This window comes from Staphylococcus warneri, assembly GCF_900636385.1.
Lineage (GTDB): Bacteria > Bacillota > Bacilli > Staphylococcales > Staphylococcaceae > Staphylococcus > Staphylococcus warneri.
In genome coordinates this window covers 2121980-2143524 of record NZ_LR134269.1, presented here as the reverse complement: position 1 = coordinate 2143524, position 21545 = coordinate 2121980, and the positions used below count along the sequence as shown (strand labels likewise).

The following is a 21545-nucleotide window of genomic DNA, read 5'->3' as shown; positions in this document are numbered from 1 at the left end:
TTTGACCTCCTCTATATAGTAAATGGCTTTTCGCTAATTTCTAATGTAGCAGCCAATTGCCCTTCATAATTAAATCCTGCTATGAGACATTCGTTATCTTGGTTGACTTCGTAATGTGTTAGTCCCTGAACATAAACCCAACCGCCATCGCGAAGTTTTAAACCGATACGGTATGGATCTTTATCTCCGCCTTTTAGTTGTGCGTGTTCATAAGTCACTTGTATATTTCTTAAAAAAGTACCTGCATTAAATACACGTTCATCAAAATGGTTAGCATATGCACCATTTGTCGTCTCAACATGTAGGTAAACGGGTTTATTTTCATAAGATGTGAGTAATTTCATCACTTCTTCATATTTGATAGGTTCCAACACGTTCACTCCTTACACCATTCAATGTGTTTATCAGTCTATTTTACTAAAAACAACGCAATAAATGTACATCTCTGCTCAATTTCTTTTATGAAATTTAAAATTATTTCTATATATTAGTATTTTAAAGATGGCATATCACTTTAGTACTAAATAAATGTTGTATCGTGTTATAATCCAAATGTAATTAAGGGGTTTGTTTTTATGTTGGTTGATAGCAAATTTTTGAGGTGATTAATTATGAAAATTATTAATTTAGGTTCTAAAAAATTAGCATCATTTTATGTTGCCTGTGAGTTATTTAAACAAATGGACTATAGCCCAGATAGTAAATTAGGTTTAGCTACAGGAGGCACTATGACAGATGTCTATCAAAGTCTAGTTACACTATTAAAGAAAAATCAAATAGATGTCTCACAAGTGACTACGTTCAATTTAGATGAATATGTTGGTTTAGAACCTGAGCATGAACAAAGTTATCATTATTATATGGATGACATATTATTTAATCAATATCCATATTTTAATCGCCAACGGATTCATATCCCTAATGGAGACGCGGTTGATTTTGAACAAGAAGCAAGACGCTATAATCAATTAATTGAATCTGAAGGGCCAATCGATATTCAATTGTTAGGCATTGGCGAAAATGGACATATCGGATTTAATGAGCCAGGAACATCTTTGGAAAGTGAAACACATGTCGTGGATTTAACAGAAAGTACAATTAAAGCAAATAGTAGATATTTTAACGATGAGTCAGAAGTACCTAAGCAAGCCATATCAATGGGTCTTCAATCAATTATTAAAGCTAAAAGAATCATTTTATTAGCGTTTGGAGAGAAAAAGAAACAAGCGATAAATGACTTGTTGAATCAACCGGTAAGCAAAGATATCCCATCTACAATATTAAAGACACATCCAAATGTAGAAATCTATGTTGATGACGCGGCTGCACCAGACTTAAAGAATAGCTAAGCTATTTTGAAAATTATATTTCGTTTAAAATAAAAGTGTACAGGGTAATTCATTCAATGAGATAGATAAATACAGATAAATTTGAAAGGATGAATTATAGTGGAATTACAATTAGCTATTGATTTATTAAATAAAGAAGAAGCAGCAGAATTAGCGAAAAAAGTAGAAGAATATGTTGATATTGTAGAAATTGGTACACCAATTGTGATTAACGAAGGTTTACCTGCCGTTCAACATTTAAATGAAAATATAAGCAATGCTAAAGTATTAGCAGACTTAAAAATCATGGATGCAGCAGACTATGAAGTAAGCCAAGCTGTTAAATTCGGCGCTGATGTTGTAACAATTTTAGGTGTAGCTGAAGATGCGTCAATTAAAGCAGCAGTTGAAGAAGCGCATAAAAATGACAAACAATTATTAGTAGATATGATTGCTGTTCAAGATTTAGAAAAACGTGCGAAAGAATTAGATGAAATGGGTGCTGACTATATTGCAGTGCACACTGGTTATGATTTACAAGCTGAAGGACAATCTCCATTAGATAGCTTACGTAAAGTTAAATCAGTAATTAAAAATTCTAAAGTCGCAGTTGCTGGTGGTATTAAACCAGATACAATTAAAGAAATTGTTGCAGAAGAACCTGACTTAGTAATTGTTGGTGGCGGTATCGCAAATGCTGATGACCCTGTAGAAGCAGCTAAACAATGTCGTGACGCTATTGAAGGTAAATAATGATGGCAACTTTTAATCATTATCAATTAATTTTAGATGAGTTAAAGGGTACTTTATCTCATGTTAAAGATGAAGAGTTTGATGGATTTGCATCAGAAGTAACTGAATCATCACGCATATTTGTTGCAGGTAAGGGTCGTTCTGGATTCGTTGCAAATAGTTTTGCAATGAGACTCAATCAATTAGGCAAGCAAGCATTTGTTATTGGCGAATCAACAACACCATCAATTCAAAAAGGTGATTTATTTATTGTGATTTCCGGTTCGGGTTCAACAGAACACCTTCGCTTATTAGCAGATAAAGCGAAATCAGTTGAAGCAGAAGTGGTATTACTAACAACTAAACTAGATTCTGCAATTGGTGAAATTGCAGACACAGTAGTTGAATTACCAGCAGGTACAAAACACGATGCCACTGGGTCTGATCAACCGTTAGGTAGTTTGTTTGAACAATCATCACAAATCTTTTTAGATAGTGTAGTTATTGGATTAATGGCACAATTAGACGTCGATGAAACGACAATGCAAAATAATCATGCCAATTTAGAATAAATCATAAAAAGTAACTCTCATGAATTGAGAGTTACTTTTTTGTTGGAATGATCAAAAGAGATTCTAGATATTTTTTTAAACTAGAAATTATTATTAAATTTAACTGTAATTAATACTTTTCTAAAAAATAGATATATATTGACAAGAAAAACATCTATTCCCTTAACACTCAATGTAAAATTAAGAAATTAAATAAAAAATGAATGAAAAAAGTGTTGTAAATCTATATAATGAAAGATATCAACATAAGGTTAATCATAAACATATAAAATTAATTAAAGTAAAATAACTAATTAAAAGGTGTTAAATGTTTAAAATATAATAAAGGGGAATTTTATGAATTATAATAAAAAGACAATAGAACAAGCTCTGGAAGGTTATTGGTATCGTGAACCTTCTGAAGACTGGTACGCAAATAATATTGACATTAATAAGCAAAGTACAAAGCGTTTTAGTCAACAAGGCTATAAAGTTCTCTTCATTGCTATGGATACTGAAACGTGGGATAGAGGAACTCAAAATATTGGAAGTTTTGGGATTTGGCAAGATACACATAAGAATTTACACGACTTCCAACCATACATAAGTGGTGTGATTGCAGCTCGGCCAATCGAATATTTGGATGACAGCATCCCACAATTTATAGTAGAAAATTCATATAATGCAATCAAATATTTAGCGAAATTTTCATATGATCATTTTGAAGGTAAAATGATTGGGATTACTGGTTCAGCAGGAAAATCTACAACTAAAAGTATGCTGCAAAGCTTATTAAGTATTGATCATGAAGTTACTGCGACAAAAGGAAATCATAATTCACGCACAGGCGTACCTATAACTGTTGCTTGTGGTATTACTAATCCTGATTATATGGTTGTAGAGGCTGCTATTTCTAGCTTATGGATGAAAGCTGGGGGCGTGATGAAAACGTATGTACCTGATATAGCCATGATTACTTCTATCGGATCAACACATCAAAGAGATATTCATCAAACTGCAATACTAAAATCAAGAATTGCTGAAGGTATGAATAATCAAGGAACTGTCGTCTTAAATAGAGATATGAATGAATTTGAAACAGTTTATCAAACGGTAAGCCAATATAATAAAAATATTATTATTTATGGTTTTCATGAAGAGTCGCATAGTTTTATTAAATCATTTGAAGAAACACGTGATTCATCTAGGATCACTGCTAATATCCTAGGGGAAGAGATTAAAGTAACGACACAACTATCTGGTAAAGCGATGGCACAAAATGTGGTTGGTGTTTAACGATTGTTAAATTGTTGGACATACCATTAAGTAGTGTCTTAGAAAAATTAAAATCTTACCAACCTAATAAAGGCGTGCAAAATATTAAATCTCATCAAACACATAAAGGCACAAACTATACAGTGATTAATGATTCATGGAATGCTGTTGGTATTTCTATGATTGAAGGAATAGAAACTTTAAATTATAAGTCACAATTTTATAAAGGCAGAAAAATTGCTGTGTTAGGTCGTTTAATGGATTTGAAAAAAGAAGAGATTAAACCGCAACATGAAGCTATAGCTAAAGTACTTATAGATAATAATATTGATTTAGTATTTGGATACGGTGAAGAAATTAAATATACTTTAAAACAACTTCCTAAACAAATGGTGGCAGGTTATTATGATGATCATGAGGAATTAGCTAAAGAAGTATCTAATATTATTGAAGAAGATGATTTGATATTATTAAAAGGTTCTACTAGTGGAGGAAAATTCCCAAAAGTGAATGACCGATTAGTATATTATTCACAAAACTTTATTAAACCAACGCGTAGTAGTAATCCAATTCCCAGTGACGGCTATGGTGTAGCAACATTTAAAGTTTCGACAGGGGAAAAAGTATCTTCTATTGGTAGACAAGATGTTGTACAAAATCAGGGTGTGGGTAGTTTATTACTAATTAATAGAATTTTAAATATGACTTTTGCCAAAAAAGTACAACTAAGTGATTTGTTTGAAGCAGATAATCAATCGATTAAAGAAAGTAAGAATCCACGGTCAATACCATTGAATTCAGGAGATAAACTTAAGTTAGATACTATTTTATCAGCTGCTATAGTTACTGCTTCACCTAATGCGATATTAATGTTAGCGAATAAGGTTGTTGGTTCGAATAAAGATAGTATGAATCAAATTAAAAATGAAGTTAAATCTTTAGGAATGAAGCCAGAAACTGCCTTAAATATTACAAGTCGTCGTATTAGTCATGTAAAACAAGAATTAACATTAGATGACTTATTTAAAGTAAGTCAAATTTTGTTTAATAAATATCCATTTATCAAAGATTTATTAGGACGTACATCTTATAGTTTTAAAGATCAATACTATAAAACAGAATCGAATTTATTTTCTTACGGCTTGATTTCTCATGGATTATTTTATGGACAAGGTAATTCGATTGGTACCGTCTTGTCTAAAATTGATGGTGAAGAATACATTACAGTAGTTCTAGGTGCTAAAGATGCGTTTCATAGAGATGCATTAATAGCAAATAGTATTAAAAAAATAAATGAAAAAGATGAATATAAAGAAGAAATAGAAGAGTATAAAATTAATAATAATGGTAACCCAGTGAAAATAAATATTATTGGTGATACTTATTTTGGAGAATTTTATACCAATATTAGAAAGAGACAAGGGAAAGATGATGCATTAGCTACAGAAGGAAGAAATTACAGTTTTGACAAAATACGACCATTGATTTCTGAAGGGGACTTTAATATTTGTAATTTTGAAGCGGCTATTTCCAATGATGATAATCAATATTTAAAACAAAGAAAGCCGTTTGTATTGCATGCATCCGAAGAACACACAGTTCATGCGTTGAAGCAAGAAGGAATTCAATTAGTAACATTAGCTAATAATCATTTAATGGATTGTGGTATAAAAGGTTTGAAAAATACAGTTAAATCGTTTAATGATGCACTAATTTCTACAATTGGAGCAGATACAAATCAAGAAAAAGCTGAAAGACCATTTATTATAAATAAAGATGGTGAAAAGATAGCTATTTTTAATGCCTATTGGTATAGAAGACCGATGTATCGTGAATTTGATTTTTATGCAATCGGTGATGAACCGGGTGTTGCATGTATTAATCCTATGATGTTCGAAAAAATTAAAGAATGCAAAGAAAAATATGCTATGAAAGTAATTGTTATTTGTCATTGGGGGGTTGATTTTCAACGTACATCTACAAAGCAACGTGAATATGCACGCTCAATATCTGAAGCAGGTGCGGATTTAATCATTGGTCATGGTGCACATTTAATGCAGAGTATTGAAAGAATTGGCACAACTACAGTAGTTTATAGTATTGGTAATGGTGTATTTAATAGTAATGGAGAATATGATAAAAGATTCGTTCCACCATATAGTTTTATTGCCCAACTAGAACTACATTATAATAATAATTCGAAACTTAAACTATATCCTATTTATGGTAATAACTTAGAAACATATTGGCAACCTCGTTTTTTAACTGAAAATGAAGCTAATCATTGTCATGCACAGTTAAAACAAATGGGAGCAATTTCCAAAATGACATTAAAAAAAGATGATCAATATTATTTTGAACTTCCAGTTAATATCTAATTGAAATAGTATTGCAAGGTATATTATCATTAAACGTGTAATATGTACTTTAGAGGTGATCATCATGAATTTTGACAACTATATTTTTGACTTTGATGGAACATTAGCGAATTCTAAGCAGTGTTCGATTGAAGCAACTAAAGAAGCTTTTGCACAATTTGGGTTATCTGAACCAAGTGATGCAGATATTGTACATTATATGGGTATTCCTATTGAAAAGTCATTTATAGAAATGAGTGACCGTTTTTTAACAGAAGATGCATTAAATCAATTGTTAGAATTATTTAGGGAACAGTATCGTCAATTAGAAACAACATATTTATGCTCGGTAATCGGTATATTTGAAACATTAGAACAATTATTACGAAAAAAGAAGCAGGTGTTTGTGGTTTCTAGTAAAAAAACAGATGTGTTGTTGAGAAATTTAGACCATTTAGGCCTTGGTAGATTTATTCAAGAAGCTATTGGTTCTGATAAAGTAACACGTTATAAACCAGATCCAGATGGTATCAACTATATTATTCAGAATCATCATCTTAATCCGGCACGCAGTATATATATTGGCGATGCTATTCATGATATTCAAATGGCTAAAGCAGCTGGTATTAAGTCTTGTGGCGTGACGTGGGGCGCTTTTGACGCAAAGGCATTATTAAGAGAAAATCCAGATTATATTTTAAATGAAGCGGATGAAATCAATACCATACTATAAATAGATTATCTTAATGCCAGTGAAGTGTTATTACTTTGCTGGCATTTAGAATGTTCAAAGTAAATTTGAAACTATTAAAGAAATACAAAAAGGGCAAGATTTATTTTGCTTCTACATAAACTAAATCATTATTTTAAAATTATAGAATTAATATACCAATAATAATAAATTTGTTACATAGATTATTTAAAAAGCGATTTTACGGGAAATTTTGAGAAAAAGAGAGGCAAAAAACATCGAAATTTAGCAATGATTCTAAATTAATAAAAATAACTGAAGATGTATATATATTTAAAATGTATTTTTTGTCCAATTGATTATGAAAATGAAGCTATGGTGAAATCAAGAAGCATTATTATGAAATGACACCGATATCAAATTAAAAGAAATTTTAATTTGATAAAGTGAATGGTGGCGCTATTTATTGAAGATAGTACAAGTTTGTTGCCTTAAAACCATTGATATCATTAATGATTGACAAATATGTTTATTTTAAACGGTTTGGATCAAGAAAGAGAGGGTAAAACTACCTATATTTAAAAATAGATAAAAAAATAATCATTTCAAAATATTATTTGCATAACGCTTAGTTAATCCTATCGGGTTCAAATGTTAAATAAAATATTCTGTAAATTGAATAAACTTGTATTTTTGAAAAGAATTTATTTTGAATTAATTTGACATTGATATTTAACTGAGTATAATTATGTAACATATAAAAGGGAGTGTTTAAATTCATGGATTTCGAAAAAGAAAATATTAACATGGTCAACGCTCAAAAAGCGAAAAAAACCGTTGTCGCAACCGGTATTGGTAATGCCATGGAATGGTTTGACTTTGGTGTTTATGCTTATACGACTGCATACATAGGAGCAAATTTCTTTTCTCCAGTGCAAAATCCTCAAATACAACAAATCTTTACATTTGCTGCACTAGCTATTGCATTTTTACTTAGACCTATTGGTGGAATAGTATTTGGTATTATTGGAGATAAATATGGACGTAAAGTTGTATTAACAACGACTATTATTTTAATGGCCCTTTCAACATTAACAATCGGATTACTACCGAACTACGATACGATTGGAATATGGGCGCCTGTCCTCTTACTATTGGCACGTATCTTGCAAGGTTTCTCAACTGGTGGGGAATATGCAGGTGCTATGACTTATGTGGCTGAATCGTCTCCGGATAAAAAACGTAACAGTTTAGGTAGTGGACTTGAAATTGGTACGTTATCAGGTTACATTGCAGCATCAATTATGATTGCGTTATTAAGTTTCTTCTTAACACATGATCAAATGCAATCTTGGGGTTGGAGAATTCCATTTATTTTAGGATTATTCTTAGGATTATTTGGATTATACTTACGTCGTAAATTGGAAGAATCACCAGTTTATGAAAATGATGTAGCAACAACACCGAAACGCGATACAATCGGTTTCTTTGGTATTATTCGCTATTATTATAAAGATATTTTAGTTTGCTTTGTTGCTGTAGTATTCTTCAACGTTACAAACTATATGGTAACAGCTTACTTACCAACCTACTTAGGTCAAGTAGCGAAAGTAGACGAAACAACGACAAGCGTTATTATCACTTGTGTGATGGCTATTATGATTCCTTTAGCATTAGGATTTGGTAAAATGGCCGACAAAATCGGAGAGAAAAAAGTATTCTTAATCGGTACTGGTGGACTTACATTATTAAGTATCGTTGCATTCTCATTATTAGCAACTAAATCTTTACCGTTTATTATTATTGGTGTACTTATCCTAGGTTTCTTCTTATCAACATACGAAGCAACAATGCCTGGATCATTACCAACAATTTTCTATACACACATTAGATATCGTACGTTATCAATCACATTCAACATCTCAGTATCAATTTTTGGTGGTACAACACCATTAATCGCATCATGGTTAGTTGAATCTACTGGTAATGTATTAGCACCAGCGTACTATTTAACAGCTATTAGTGTGATAGGTTTCTTAGTAATTTTATTACTTCATGTCACTACAGCTGGTAAGTCACTTAAAGGGTCTTATCCAAACGTAGATAACGAAGAAGATAGAGCATATTATGAAGCACACCCTAAAGAAGCATTATGGTGGGTTAAAGAAAGACAAGATAAAGAAAACTTTTAATTTAAAATGGTGACTATTTTAGCTCGTCATTGCTAGTTCCATTTTAAAGTAAAATAGAGTAGTCATACTCATTAAAGAAAGGCTAAAAGGTGAATTTTGAATTTCATCTTTTAGCCTTTTTGTGTTTCTATGAAAGAGTTACCTTAAATTGATTATCTTTCGAATATCATTTTAGGTGAAGCGCCAATAGCATTGATATTTATTAAATTGAAAATGATTTTATTTGGATTGATAATGCATATTTCAATCACAATAGATAAAGTGGATTTTTCAGTTAGTACAATGGTCCGTTGATTAGTATCTAATTTGGTACAGTAATAACTGGGTTGCATTGTTTCATTAAATACGAATTTAAGAGGTGCTGTATCAAAATTTTTAGGAAACCAATTACCCTCTAAAACGTTAAGGAATGAACTATTTGGAGAGTAGGGATTTACATCTATAATATTAATTATTTCGAATTGAGTCATATATTCCCACTAACTTTCACTTTATTAGTAACCATAAATGGAAGCATTCCATCTAAAATGTGTACCATCAGACACAGGTATCACATTACTGTCAGCTGATTGCGTAGTTAAACCATTATCCTACGGATTCCAAATGAGAATAACACGTTGGTTATTATTTAATACAGCATTACCAGCAACGGCCATAGCATGACCTGCATGAATACCGTTTCTAGGTTCTACACTAGAACTGATTAAAGCAATACCTTTATTTTGTTTAGTTAATCTATCGACTTCATTAAATTGAGGTATTCTATTTAAATAATTGACATTTCTACCTTGAGATTGCCCATATCTCATCATTTCTTGAGGTGTTAACCCTGTGAATTGGAAGGCTTGGCCACTTAGATTTGGATGTAATGCTCTCATAATCATCTCAGCATTATAATGTCCAGTATTATACGTAGCATTTAATAAAAATGCCATAGTGTAACCTGCACACCATCCATTTTGTCCTTGAGTTTCTCTAATTTGCATATTTTTAAGGGTATTAACATATTGGGGTTGTTGATTAATAGCTGTTTGATACTTAGTAATTGGATTTGCGATATGGCTTGTTTGATTAAATGCTTTACTATATCTAACGGCTGATTCTTTGGTCAGATTTCTATCTGATTTAGCATCTTGTCGAGGTGTTTTTAATACTAAGTGAGGTGCTTTATCTTCACCCATTATAAAGTATCCTTTTTTACTAGTGAAGATAGTTACCTTTTGATTTTTATAGTTATTTAATGCTTTTGAAATGAAAGGGGAAACGTTAAGTGAATATTTTGATTTGTTAGAAGGATTAGGAGAAATGGCAACGATATATTTTACATCGCCACTTTTATTAATGACGGGATAATAGAAGTTGCCATCACTTTGTTTATTGAGTTTGTAAATTTTGAAGGGCTCACCTAAAGTATAAGCACTTTTTGTAGTGTGGGATGCTTGATCTAGCAAACTAACATGCGATAGGAAATTTTTCTTCGCTAAACGGTCAACGTCTTTAGGTATGTCCTTATTTTCTACTTTAACTTGAGTACCATTGGATTGTGCAGTTGCTTGATTTACATTTGAGTTTGCTTGTGCTTGATTGAGAAAACTAAAGATACTTAATCCCATTAAAAACAGTAGTATCAAAGTTATGACATTGCGACATTTGGTTATCATATAAACACTCCTTTTCTATTTATTTAAAGGTAACTCTTTCATAAATTAATATAACATTATATTTTATATTTAATTCATAAAAATCTAGAGTGATATAAATACATACAAAATCGTTAATTAAATTAATGAAATTATAGATCACTTTGCTTGAATCATGGATTTTTATGCTTATATGTAAAATGGTTCAACAAAGAAAAGCACTATTGTTAGCATAGCTCAAAGTTTCTCTCTGAGCGCCAAAGGGGACAACTTTGGCTAACAATAGTGCTTTCTATCAATATTAAGATGAGTATTTTAGGGATGTGGCATTTAAAGTATACATTAGTTAGGGGACAAGTAACTTTAAAACCATCATTTTGGGACAGTTATACAATATGGAATGCTTAATGTCTTAATGTTCAAACGCAAATGATGAATCTCTTCTTGGTGTTGAAAATAACACTCATGTTTGTCTGAATTGCATAGTGTCTATGTCATTTTCTAGTAGAGAGAGCAAGCGATAGATATCATTGTCATTTAAAGTTTCATCAAATTTAACTGTGATTGTCTTGAACTTTTTCGTGATGATTTCATACATAGGGACACCGTTTTGTATATCTTGTTTATGAATAATCATGTTGTATTGCCTCCTTTGTCTCTCTACACTTTATATAGTACATCTCTTTTAGCTAAAAAACATGAGGCTCTAGTATCAATTTTGTATCGGTCGAACATTGGAGTCCAAACTACGACTTTAAGCGTAGTCAGTATTCAAAATGTATGTCGATATAAAAAGCCCAAAATGAACGTTAATGTTCATTTTGAGCTTAAAAGCAATAATATATTCTATACTTCAGTAACTTGTACGTCGATTTGTTCAACTCGACGATTAGCACCGTGATCAACGGGTCCTACAAAATCGTTCATTTTCCAACCATTTTTAATAGCTGAAGCAACGAAAGCTTTGGCTGCAATGACAGCTTCTTTTGGTGATTTACCGTTTGTAAGGTAAGCTGTAGTAGCTGCTGCAAATGTACAACCAGCACCATGATTGTAACTTTGTTGGAACATATCAGTTGTTAATTGATAGAATGTTTGACCATCGTAGTATAAATCGTATGATTTATCTTGGTCTAATGCTTTACCACCTTTAATAATGACATGTTTAGCCCCTTTATCAAAAATGATTTGAGCTGCTTTTTTCATGTCCTCGATAGAAGTAAGTTTACCTAGGCCAGATAATTGTCCAGCTTCAAATAAGTTAGGTGTCACAACCGTTGCTTTAGGTAATAAATATTGAATCATTGCATCAGTATTTCCTGGGTTAAGTACTTCATCTTCCCCTTTACATACCATGACAGGATCAACAACGAAATAGTCTGCACCGGATTGTTCGTAAACCTCGCCAGCACGTTTAATAATTTCTTCAGTACCTAACATTCCTGTTTTAATTGCATCTGGACCAATTGAAATTGCAGTTTCAAGTTGTTTTTCAAATACGTCCATAGGTAGTGGTGTCACATCATGAGACCATGTTGCTTTATCCATTGTAACGATAGCTGTTAAAGCGACCATACCATAGACATCTAACTCTTGAAATGTTTTTAAATCTGCTTGCATTCCTGCACCTGCGCTAGTATCTGAACCAGCAATTGTTAATACTTTTTTTAATGCCATTTTGTATTCACTCCCAATGTTTTCTAATACACGTACCATCATATCACGATTCAAGTATGATAAAAATAAAATTGTGCTATGGTTGGCTTGGCTAATTGTTTTAATTCAATTGTGTAATGGTCAACTGATGATTAACATCTATAAAAGTCATGTCTTCTTTAGTAAGCAAATGTTCATCTAAGTGTATTTTAAATATTTGGTTGGTGAAATAGGGTTTGATGTAGTACGCACAGTCCTTACTATCCATTACTAATTGATATTGTGTATAATGCGTTTCTTCAGCATCAACGACTGCACCTTGAGGGATACTCACTGAGTCTAACACTTTAAAGCAATTCATTAAATTTACACTTTCATCATTTGATTGAGGCAAATGATGTCTTAAATAAGTTGCTCTAACAAAGCGTTCAGTAGATGTATAGCCGCCTGGTAAACCGTTGGTACCTGCTTCACAACCCATAGAACGCACAAGAACTTTACCAACTAATTGATTGGTAGACTTCTCAGGTGATAAAAAGGCATAATTTCTTAAGTTTTCAACATGCCATTCTAATTTCGGGGCATTGGTAAGTACCTTTACATGATTATCTTTAACAATAAGCAGGCCGTTATGTGGTTCGACTGATACGGTATGTCCTTCACGGTCAGTGATAATAAAATGAAGGGGAGGTACAATATTTAGCGTTTCATTTTTCTCGTTCATAATATTAACTTTTTTAACTTTTTGCTTTAAGTCTTGGATGCTTTTAGTGAAACCTAGAACCCAAATAATAAATTCTTCGGGAGCCATATTGAAATAGCCATATCTCTTATGTTTACTGTAGGATGCTTCACCGGTGAAATAGTGATTTGAAATCGCTACACCGCATTCATTAATACCATCTCCGAATCGATAGCGGCCCACCTTTAAATTGGTTCCTACAAAACCATAGGTCAATTTCATTGAAGGTTCTAAATCGAATTGATACTCAAATTTTCTAGGTATAACAGTTGGTACGCCGTTAAATTCAAATGCAAAGTCCATCGTTCTAGCTAAATAATGATGATGTTGTTGAGTGAAAAAAGAAAATCCTGTACACATATACGTCGCTCCAAACTTAATTCATCTTAATATGCACTATATACAAAATAAATAATTTTGTAAACTTAATAATTGATATAGTTTACATTTAAGAGGCGATATAATTTATAGAGATAGTTATGTTAAAATACCATTGAGGTGAATAGGATGGAATGGTCTGAAGTATTTCACAATATAACAACAAAACATGATTTTAAAGCAATGCATGACTTTCTTGAAAAGGAATATACAACACAAGTCGTATATCCAGATAGAGAAAATATCTATCAAGCTTTTGATTTAACACCATTTGAAGATATCAAGGTAGTAATTTTAGGACAAGATCCTTATCACGGCCCTAATCAAGCGCATGGTTTAGCTTTTTCAGTTCAACCAAACGCGAAATTCCCACCGTCGTTAAGAAATATGTATCAAGAATTGGAAGACGATATCGGTTGTCGACGTCAATCACCTCATTTACAAGATTGGGCAAGAGAAGGTGTCTTACTTTTAAATACGGTCTTAACGGTAAGACAAGGAGAAGCGCATTCTCATAAAGATATTGGATGGGAAGTATTTACAGATGAAGTGATTCGTACAATTTCCGAAGAACGTGAAGACGTCGTCTTTATTTTATGGGGCAAACCAGCCCAACAAAAAATAAAGTTAATAGATACCTCTAAACATTTTATTATAAAATCACCACATCCAAGCCCATTATCAGCCTATAGAGGTTTCTTTGGCTCCAAACCTTATTCTAAAGCAAACGCATATTTAGAATCCAAAGGGCGAACACCAATTCAATGGTGTGAAAGAGAGGATACAACACATGGATAAAGAGAAAATTATTCAATTAATTGAGCGTGAATTAGTTCAAGCTGATGAATCATCATCACAACATGAATTTGAGAAACATATGTATGCCATACATACGATTACATCTCTGTACACGTCATCTACGCAAAACAATATGAATTCGCAAAGTTTACAACATAATGATTTTACACATACAGATATTGATACACAGAATAAGTTGATGAAGACAACAAATCAGCAAAAGTCGTATGATGATGTAACACCAGAAGAAATTCAAGCAATGGGTGGAAAGGTGACGCATACAAATCATTCTAATAAAGGTCAATCATCCTCAACGTTATCTAATTCTAATTTAATGACAACAGATGATGAAATTGGTAACGGTGAATCGATATTTGATTTTTAATAATAAAGGAGAACGTAAATTATGATGAAATTATTTATTATTTTAGGTGCCTTAAATACTATGATGGCAGTAGGTACTGGTGCATTTGGGGCACACGGATTAGAAGGTAAACTGTCAGACAAATACATGTCTGTTTGGGAAAAAGCAACAATGTATCAAATGTATCATGGCTTAGCATTACTTGTCATTGGTGTGATTAGTGGTACAACGTCTATTAATGTGAATTGGGCAGGTTGGCTCATCTTCTTCGGTATCGTATTCTTTAGTGGGTCATTATATGTTTTAGCGTTGACTCAAATTCGTATTTTAGGTGCCATTACACCAATTGGAGGCGTCTTGTTTATCGTAGGTTGGTTAATGCTTATTATTGCTACATTTAAATTCTCAGCATAATGTTTGATGATTTTACAAATTACATGTAAATTTGATAACAATAATTTAATAATTAAGTTACATGACTCACCTTTTCGGGTATATGAATATCTCGAGGTGAGTTTTTAATTATGGAAAATGACAAAAATAAACAGGTAGATAGAGGCGACCTCAAACAAAACTTATCAGAGAAGTTTGTTTGGGCGATTGCATACGGTTCGTGTATTGGTTGGGGCGCATTTATTCTTCCAGGTGACTGGATAGGACAATCAGGTCCCATTGCAGCATCCATCGGTATAGTAATAGGTGCCTTACTTATGATTTTAATAGCAGTAAGTTATGGCGCTTTAGTAGAAAAATTCCCTGTATCAGGTGGGGCGTTTGCATTTAGTTTTTTAAGTTTTGGTAGATATGTGAGTTTCTTTTCTTCATGGTTCTTAACCTTCGGGTATGTCTGTGTAGTAGCTTTAAATGCTACCGCATTTAGTCTATTGATTAAATTCCTATTACCCAATGTATTGAATAATGGGAAATTATATACTGTCGCAGGTTGGGATGTCTACATAACAGAAATCATTATAGCCACAGTATTATTACTTGTATTTATGTTTGTAGCTATTAGAGGTGCAAGCGTATCAGGATCATTACAATATTATTTCTGTGTAGCGATGGTTGTTGTCGTATTACTCATGTTCTTTGGTTCATTCTTTGGTAATAATTTTGCTTTAGATAATTTACAACCATTGGCAAATTCAGATCAAGGTTGGTTTATCTCAATTATTACGATTGTATCGATTGCGCCATGGGCTTATGTAGGATTTGATAATATTCCACAAACCGCTGAAGAATTTAACTTTGCGCCAAACAAGACATTTAAATTAATCGTATATAGTTTACTTGCAGCATCAATGACTTATGTAGTGATGTTGTTATATACAGGATGGTTAAGTACGAACCAGAAAAGTTTAAATGGCCAACTATGGTTAACTGGTGCTGAAACACAATCAGCATTTGGTTATGTTGGACTAGCCGTTTTAGCCATTGCCATTATGATGGGTATCTTTACTGGATTAAATGGTTTCTTAATGAGTGCTAGCAGATTGCTTTTCTCAATGGGACGTTCTGGCATTATGCCACGCGTATTCAGTCGTATTCACAGTAAATATAAAACACCTTATGTAGCAATTATTTTCTTAGTAGGTGTATCATTAATTGCGCCATGGTTAGGACGTACAGCGTTAACATGGATAGTTGATATGTCATCAACAGGTGTTTCTGTTGCATACTTTGTAACATGTTTATCAGCTACTAAATTATTTAGTTATAATAAACAAAGTAATACGTACGCACCTATATACAAAACATTTGGTATTATCGGTTCAGTCGTATCGTTTATCTTCTTATGTTTATTATTAATACCAGGAACTAAAGCTTCATTATCATTACCATCATACATTGCATTAGGCGTATGGTTAGTATTAGGATTAATCTTCTTTGCGATTCGCTATCCTAAACTTAAAAAAATGGATAATGATGAATTAAGTAGATTAATTTTAAATAGAAGTGAAGACGAAGTAGAAAGTATGGTTGAAGAACCAGCAAATCAAAAATCATAAAAAATAGTCATGGTGAGTGAAGAGAGAAACTCTTATACTCATCATGACTTTTTTACTTATATAAAACTTATAAGATTTATAATTTCTTTCTCGTTCTATCGAAGCCAGAGATAATAATTTTTGAAATCTGATCTGCGAAAAGTAATCCAAGCGCAATTGCACCTGCGATTAATGTCACCTCTAGCATCGTATTAATAGCTTTATTGAAATGTAAAAGGACTAAACTCTTTGTAGCATCATAGGCAAGGCCTCCAGGTACTAATGGAATGATGCCAGTGACCATAAAGATAATCGCTGGTTCTTTCTTATAACGCGCCATATAGTGACTCAATAATCCTAACGCAAGACTTCCAAAGAAACTTGAATATATGGTATGTACATGTAAGCCATTATAGAAGAGAATATATATCATCCATCCACAAGCACCTACAACACCACAAGAAAGATATAATTTTCTAGGAGCATCAAATATCACGCAGAAGAACAGCGATGCTAAAAAACTAAATATAAAATTTAATATCCAAAACATATAACAGCTCTCCTAGACTAAAATTAAAATTGAACTAACACCAGCACCGATACCAAAGGCAGTGACGAGTGCTTCTAATGATTTAGTGGTAAACATGAGCATATGGCCACCAAATAAATCTTGAATGGCATTTGTGATTAATACCCCAGGTACAATAGGCATGACTGAAGCAATAATAATTGTTGCAAGATCACCGTGAGGTATGAGCGTATGTCCAGCAACAGCTATAATGGCTATTACGACAGATCCTATAAATTCAGGGATGAATTGTGCATGTAACTTTCTATCTAGTATTTCAACGACTAGATAACCAAGACTTCCTGCAAGTAAGGCAGTCAAAATATCTATAAGCGAACCACCTTGTAAATATAAAAAGCTAATAGCAATCATTGCTGCTGCAAATCCCTTGAAGGGGAGACTACTATCTCGTTTAGCAACATATATTTTCTCTAATTTTTCTTTAGCTTCTTCTAACGTGATAGCGCCTTTAGTGATCAAACGAGAAATTTCATTTGCTTGGGAAATCTTAATTAAATTTGTATCTCGCGCATTAATTCTGAACATGCGAGGTGTTGATTCGTTATGTAAATGGAATTGAATTACTGTATTTGTAACAAAGCTATTACTCTCTTGATAGCCTAATTTTTTGGCGATGCGATTCATTGTATCTTCGACTCTTGTACCTTCAGCACCAGATTCTAGTAAAATGCGCGCTGCCAACATGACAACATCTTTAATAAGACGTTCATGATCGTTTTCATTCACTACTTTTGTCATCTAATCACCAATTTTTTAAAATTTTGAATTTAGATTTATTATAGAGGATGTATTGAGAAAAAACCATTATATAAAGTTAACGGTGTCTTAATAAAAATTGAAATGCGATATAAATAAGACAGGAAAGAGGATATATTATAGTTGTCTAAATATATAATGTAGATTGATTTTATGTTGGACGGTATTTGATAAATTTTGGAAAATGTAGGTTTTACAGGTTGAATTGTCAACTTATATAAACTTATTACATCTTTTATATAAATAAACACTAAAGTTATGTTTCAAATATTTCAAAATGGTTAAAATAATATTAGTTAACTATTACAGAATATATTGGGTAGCGACAATATATTTTTTGTAGTTAACTTATACGTAGTAGTGATTAAAGTTCTCCCAAGGATACTACTCGTCGGAAGTACACTTTGCATGCAAAGTGTACTTTTTTATTGCAATTAAAAAAGATGAATCCCTATTTAATAAGGATTCATCGATAAGGCTTATATTTAAATTTTGAAAAATTGATTAAAGTCTTCTGATTTTAAGATATGGCCAACATAGAAACTTCCGAATTCGCCGTAACGTGCAGTCGTTTCATCAAAACGCATTTCATAAACAATTTTTTTGAATTGAAGAATGTCATCAGAGAATAATGTGACACCCCATTCAAAATCATCAAAACCGACAGAACCTGTAATAAATTGTTTGATTTTACCAGCATATTTACGACCAATCATACCATGGTTATACATCAATGATTTTCTTTCTTCCATTGGTAACATGTACCAGTTATATGTTTCGTTTCTACGTTTATCCATTGGATAGAAACAAATATATTCTGCATGAGGTAATTCTGGATATAATCTAGCTTTTACATGAGGATTTTCATAAGGATCCTCATCAGATTTACCTGCTAAATAATTACTTAATTCGACTACAGACACATATGAGTATGTTGGAATAAAGAAATCTGCAATACGTAGTTTATTAAGCTCGTTTTCAATAGCATTGAGTTCTTTCATTTCAGGACGTAAGAACCATAATAATAAATCTGCTTTTTGACCAGTAATATTATAAACTGCTTGATCGCCAGTATGTGTTGTTCTTGCCTCAGATTGAGTGTTCACGAAATTTTTAAATTCAGTAATCATAGTTTCGCGTTCTTCTTCTGGCACTAATCTGAATGTTACCCAATCAATTGCGTAAAATAAATGTAAACTGTACCAACCGTCTAGTGTTTCGGCTGCTTCACTCATGTTTATCGCTCCTTTAAAACTATATGTTCAATTCATACTAAATTTTATCATAAACAAATAGCTAACTACTAAGTAAATGATTACAAAAGAGTGAAATGGCATTCTATTTTAAAATGACGTATAATTAGTTTTGTAAACGTTATTATGAAAAGAATTTCAAGGAGGACATTATGGCTAATCTATTAAACGTATTAGAAGACAAATTAGCAGGGAAAAATGTAAATATTGTATTACCTGAAGGGGAAGATGAACGTGTGTTAACTGCAGCAACGCAATTACAAGCGACTGATTATGTAACACCAATCGTTTTAGGTAATAAAGATAAGATTCAATCTTTAGCAAATGACAAAGGATTAGACCTTGCCAATATAGAAGTCATCGATCCTTCAACAAGTGAATTGAAATCAGAGTTGGTAGACGCATTTGTTGAACGTCGTAACGGTAAAGCGACAAAAGAGCAAGCTGAAGAATTATTAGACAATGTTAATTACTTTGGAACTATGCTTGTATATACTGGTAAAGCTGCAGGATTAGTAAGTGGTGCAGCACATTCTACTGGAGATACAGTACGTCCAGCATTACAAGTTATCAAGACTAAACCAGGTGTTTCTAAAACATCAGGGATTTTCTTTATGATGAAAGGTGAAGAACAATATATCTTTGGTGATTGTGCAATTAATCCAGAATTAGATGCACAAGGTTTAGCTGAAATTGCAGTAGAAAGTGCAAAATCTGCACAAAGTTTCGGCATGGAACCCAAAGTTGCTATGTTAAGTTTTTCAACTAAAGGTTCTGCTAAATCAGACGATGTGACTAAGGTTCAAGATGCATTGAAATTAGCACAAGATAAAGTAGCTGAAGAACAATTAGATAATGTTGTTATTGACGGTGAATTCCAATTTGATGCGGCAATTGTACCAAGTGTAGCTGAGAAAAAAGCACCAGGTGCAAAAATTCAAGGCGATGCAAATGTATTTATTTTCCCAAGTTTAGAAGCGGGTAATATTGGCTATAAAATTGCACAAAGATTAGGCGGCTATGACGCTGTTGGTCCGGTTCTTCAAGGACTTAATTCTCCTGTAAATGATTTATCCCGTGGATGCTCTATCGAAGATGTCTATAATTTATCAATTATTACTGCTGCACAGTCATTACAATAATGGATTTAGGTAACAAATATTTTAATGATATTGAATGGCGCTATGTAGATCATTCTAGTGGCTTAGAACCTATGCAATCATTTGCTTTTGATGATACGTTTTGCGAAAGTGTAGGCAAAGATATGTCACCTAATGTAGTGAGAACATGGGTTCACCAACATACAGTGATTCTAGGCATTCATGATTCACGATTACCATTTTTAAAGGATGGTATTGCCTTTTTAACAGATGAAAAAGGTTATAATGCAATCGTCCGTAATTCGGGAGGTCTAGGGGTTGTCTTAGACCAAGGTGTACTCAATATTTCATTGATGTTCAAAGGACAGACAGAGACAACAATAGATGAGGCATTTACAGTCATGTACTTATTGATTGCTAAAATGTTTGAAGATGAAGATGTGGACATCGATACACATGAAATTGAACGTTCATACTGCCCTGGTAAATTCGATTTAAGTATTGATGGTAAGAAATTTGCCGGTATTTCTCAACGACGCGTGCGTGGCGGAATTGCTGTACAGGTATATCTGTGTGTAGAAGGCTCTGGTTCTGAACGTGCTTTAATGATGAAAGATTTTTATGAGCACGCACTTAAAGGTGAAACAACAAAATTCACTTACCCAGACATTGAACCCAATTGTATGGCTTCACTTGAGACGCTACTAAATCGAAAAATTACAGTACAAGATGTCATGTTTTTACTATTGTATGCTATCAAAGATTTAGGTGGACGCTTAAATATGGACCCGATCACTGATGAAGAATGGCAACGCTATGAAGGTTATTTCGATAAGATGATTGATCGTAATGCGAAAATGATTACAAAAATGAATGAAAAGTAGTATAAATTAGATATTAAAGACAACAAAATAGTAATAACCGTCTTATTCAGACATCTTTTGTCATCATAACTATGTGCTTTAGACTAACGACTCAGTCTTAGCTTATGATGCATTTTGAATAAGACGGTTTTTTACGCGTTAATTATTCACGAAACCTAAATTTTATGTATTAAACTTGCTATATTATATATAAATCTGTGTATTCCAAGAAATATTTGTAGTATTATAGTTGAGGTGGAAAAATTTAAGAATAAATAGCAAACGGTTTATA

21 protein-coding genes and 1 pseudogene are annotated in these 21545 nt (G+C 32.5%); 13 read left to right on the top strand and 9 right to left on the bottom strand.

Annotation, left to right across the window (positions count from 1 at the left end; genetic code table 11):
• Window positions 1–11 precede the first annotated feature (11 nt).
• Window positions 12–374, bottom strand: a complete 363-nt coding sequence (locus EL082_RS10515) for a YojF family protein (RefSeq protein ID WP_172852425.1) — start codon at window positions 372–374, stop codon at window positions 12–14.
• 237 nt (window positions 375–611) lie between these two features.
• Between EL082_RS10515 and nagB the strand changes: the two genes are divergently transcribed.
• The 7 genes from nagB (at window position 612) to EL082_RS10485 (ending at window position 9126) form a co-directional block, all read left to right on the top strand.
• Window positions 612–1349 (top strand): glucosamine-6-phosphate deaminase, encoded by a 738-nt coding sequence (nagB, locus tag EL082_RS10510; RefSeq protein WP_049415585.1) that lies wholly within the window; start codon window positions 612–614, stop codon window positions 1347–1349.
• 99 nt (window positions 1350–1448) lie between these two features.
• Window positions 1449–2081: a 3-hexulose-6-phosphate synthase gene (hxlA, locus tag EL082_RS10505; RefSeq protein WP_002449613.1), complete on the top strand. Its 633-nt coding sequence runs from the start codon at window positions 1449–1451 to the stop codon at window positions 2079–2081.
• Window positions 2082–2083: 2 nt separating this feature from the next.
• Window positions 2084–2632, top strand: a complete 549-nt coding sequence (gene hxlB / locus EL082_RS10500) for a 6-phospho-3-hexuloisomerase (protein WP_180991093.1) — start codon at window positions 2084–2086, stop codon at window positions 2630–2632.
• Between the two features lie 336 nt (window positions 2633–2968).
• Window positions 2969–3907: a Mur ligase family protein gene (locus tag EL082_RS12070; RefSeq protein WP_232012185.1), complete on the top strand. Its 939-nt coding sequence runs from the start codon at window positions 2969–2971 to the stop codon at window positions 3905–3907.
• A gap of 14 nt (window positions 3908–3921) precedes the next feature.
• Entirely contained in the window at window positions 3922–6264 is a 2343-nt protein-coding gene (locus EL082_RS10495; protein WP_232012184.1) for a CapA family protein, read from the top strand.
• Between the two features lie 64 nt (window positions 6265–6328).
• Entirely contained in the window at window positions 6329–6976 is a 648-nt protein-coding gene (locus tag EL082_RS10490; protein WP_049415593.1) for an HAD family hydrolase, read from the top strand.
• A 737-nt stretch (window positions 6977–7713) separates the two neighbouring features.
• Window positions 7714–9126: an MFS transporter gene (locus tag EL082_RS10485; protein WP_002465884.1), complete on the top strand. Its 1413-nt coding sequence runs from the start codon at window positions 7714–7716 to the stop codon at window positions 9124–9126.
• A gap of 152 nt (window positions 9127–9278) precedes the next feature.
• On the opposite strand, the gene EL082_RS10480 is transcribed toward EL082_RS10485, so the two are convergent.
• The 5 genes and pseudogenes from EL082_RS10480 to EL082_RS10465 form a co-directional block, all read right to left on the bottom strand.
• Window positions 9279–9596, bottom strand: a complete 318-nt coding sequence (locus EL082_RS10480) for a staphostatin A (protein ID WP_015365340.1) — start codon at window positions 9594–9596, stop codon at window positions 9279–9281.
• Between the two features lie 24 nt (window positions 9597–9620).
• Window positions 9621–10787: pseudogene (locus EL082_RS10475) on the bottom strand (C47 family peptidase).
• Window positions 10788–11229: 442 nt separating this feature from the next.
• Entirely contained in the window at window positions 11230–11403 is a 174-nt protein-coding gene (gene vraX, locus EL082_RS11950; RefSeq protein WP_049415594.1) for a C1q-binding complement inhibitor VraX, read from the bottom strand.
• Between the two features lie 209 nt (window positions 11404–11612).
• Window positions 11613–12443, bottom strand: coding sequence for a bifunctional hydroxymethylpyrimidine kinase/phosphomethylpyrimidine kinase (gene thiD / locus EL082_RS10470; RefSeq protein ID WP_049415595.1), 831 nt, complete (start codon window positions 12441–12443; stop codon window positions 11613–11615).
• Between the two features lie 100 nt (window positions 12444–12543).
• Entirely contained in the window at window positions 12544–13524 is a 981-nt protein-coding gene (locus EL082_RS10465) for a choloylglycine hydrolase family protein (RefSeq protein ID WP_049415596.1), read from the bottom strand.
• A 147-nt stretch (window positions 13525–13671) separates the two neighbouring features.
• Between EL082_RS10465 and EL082_RS10460 the strand changes: the two genes are divergently transcribed.
• From EL082_RS10460 to EL082_RS10445, 4 genes are all read left to right on the top strand, one after another.
• Window positions 13672–14340, top strand: coding sequence for a uracil-DNA glycosylase (locus tag EL082_RS10460; RefSeq protein ID WP_002465885.1), 669 nt, complete (start codon window positions 13672–13674; stop codon window positions 14338–14340).
• Window positions 14333–14725: a DUF5327 family protein gene (locus tag EL082_RS10455; protein WP_002465874.1), complete on the top strand. Its 393-nt coding sequence runs from the start codon at window positions 14333–14335 to the stop codon at window positions 14723–14725. The genes EL082_RS10460 and EL082_RS10455 overlap by 8 nt, the downstream gene beginning before the upstream one ends.
• Before the next feature lie 24 nt (window positions 14726–14749).
• Window positions 14750–15118 (top strand): DUF423 domain-containing protein, encoded by a 369-nt coding sequence (locus EL082_RS10450; protein WP_015365337.1) that lies wholly within the window; start codon window positions 14750–14752, stop codon window positions 15116–15118.
• 110 nt (window positions 15119–15228) lie between these two features.
• A complete protein-coding gene (locus EL082_RS10445; protein ID WP_002465863.1) occupies window positions 15229–16713 on the top strand; it encodes an APC family permease in 1485 nt (494 codons plus the stop codon).
• Window positions 16714–16789: 76 nt separating this feature from the next.
• Here EL082_RS10445 and EL082_RS10440 read toward each other — a convergent pair whose 3' ends face one another.
• The 3 genes from EL082_RS10440 to hemQ all read right to left on the bottom strand — a co-directional run bounded on the left by EL082_RS10440 (window position 16790) and on the right by hemQ (window position 19272).
• Window positions 16790–17242 carry a threonine/serine exporter family protein gene (locus EL082_RS10440; RefSeq protein WP_002465895.1) on the bottom strand — a complete coding sequence of 151 codons (453 nt, stop codon included), beginning with the start codon at window positions 17240–17242 and terminating at the stop codon, window positions 16790–16792.
• A 12-nt stretch (window positions 17243–17254) separates the two neighbouring features.
• Window positions 17255–18019, bottom strand: a complete 765-nt coding sequence (locus EL082_RS10435; RefSeq protein WP_002451082.1) for a threonine/serine exporter family protein — start codon at window positions 18017–18019, stop codon at window positions 17255–17257.
• 503 nt (window positions 18020–18522) lie between these two features.
• Complete coding sequence (hemQ, locus tag EL082_RS10430) at window positions 18523–19272, bottom strand: hydrogen peroxide-dependent heme synthase (protein ID WP_049415603.1); 750 nt, start codon at window positions 19270–19272, stop codon at window positions 18523–18525.
• A 170-nt stretch (window positions 19273–19442) separates the two neighbouring features.
• Between hemQ and pta the strand changes: the two genes are divergently transcribed.
• Entirely contained in the window at window positions 19443–20432 is a 990-nt protein-coding gene (gene pta, locus EL082_RS10425; RefSeq protein ID WP_002465891.1) for a phosphate acetyltransferase, read from the top strand.
• Window positions 20432–21274 (top strand): lipoate--protein ligase family protein, encoded by an 843-nt coding sequence (locus EL082_RS10420; RefSeq protein WP_002465912.1) that lies wholly within the window; start codon window positions 20432–20434, stop codon window positions 21272–21274. Before pta ends, EL082_RS10420 begins: the two co-directional genes overlap by 1 nt.
• Window positions 21275–21545: the final 271 nt, after the last annotated feature.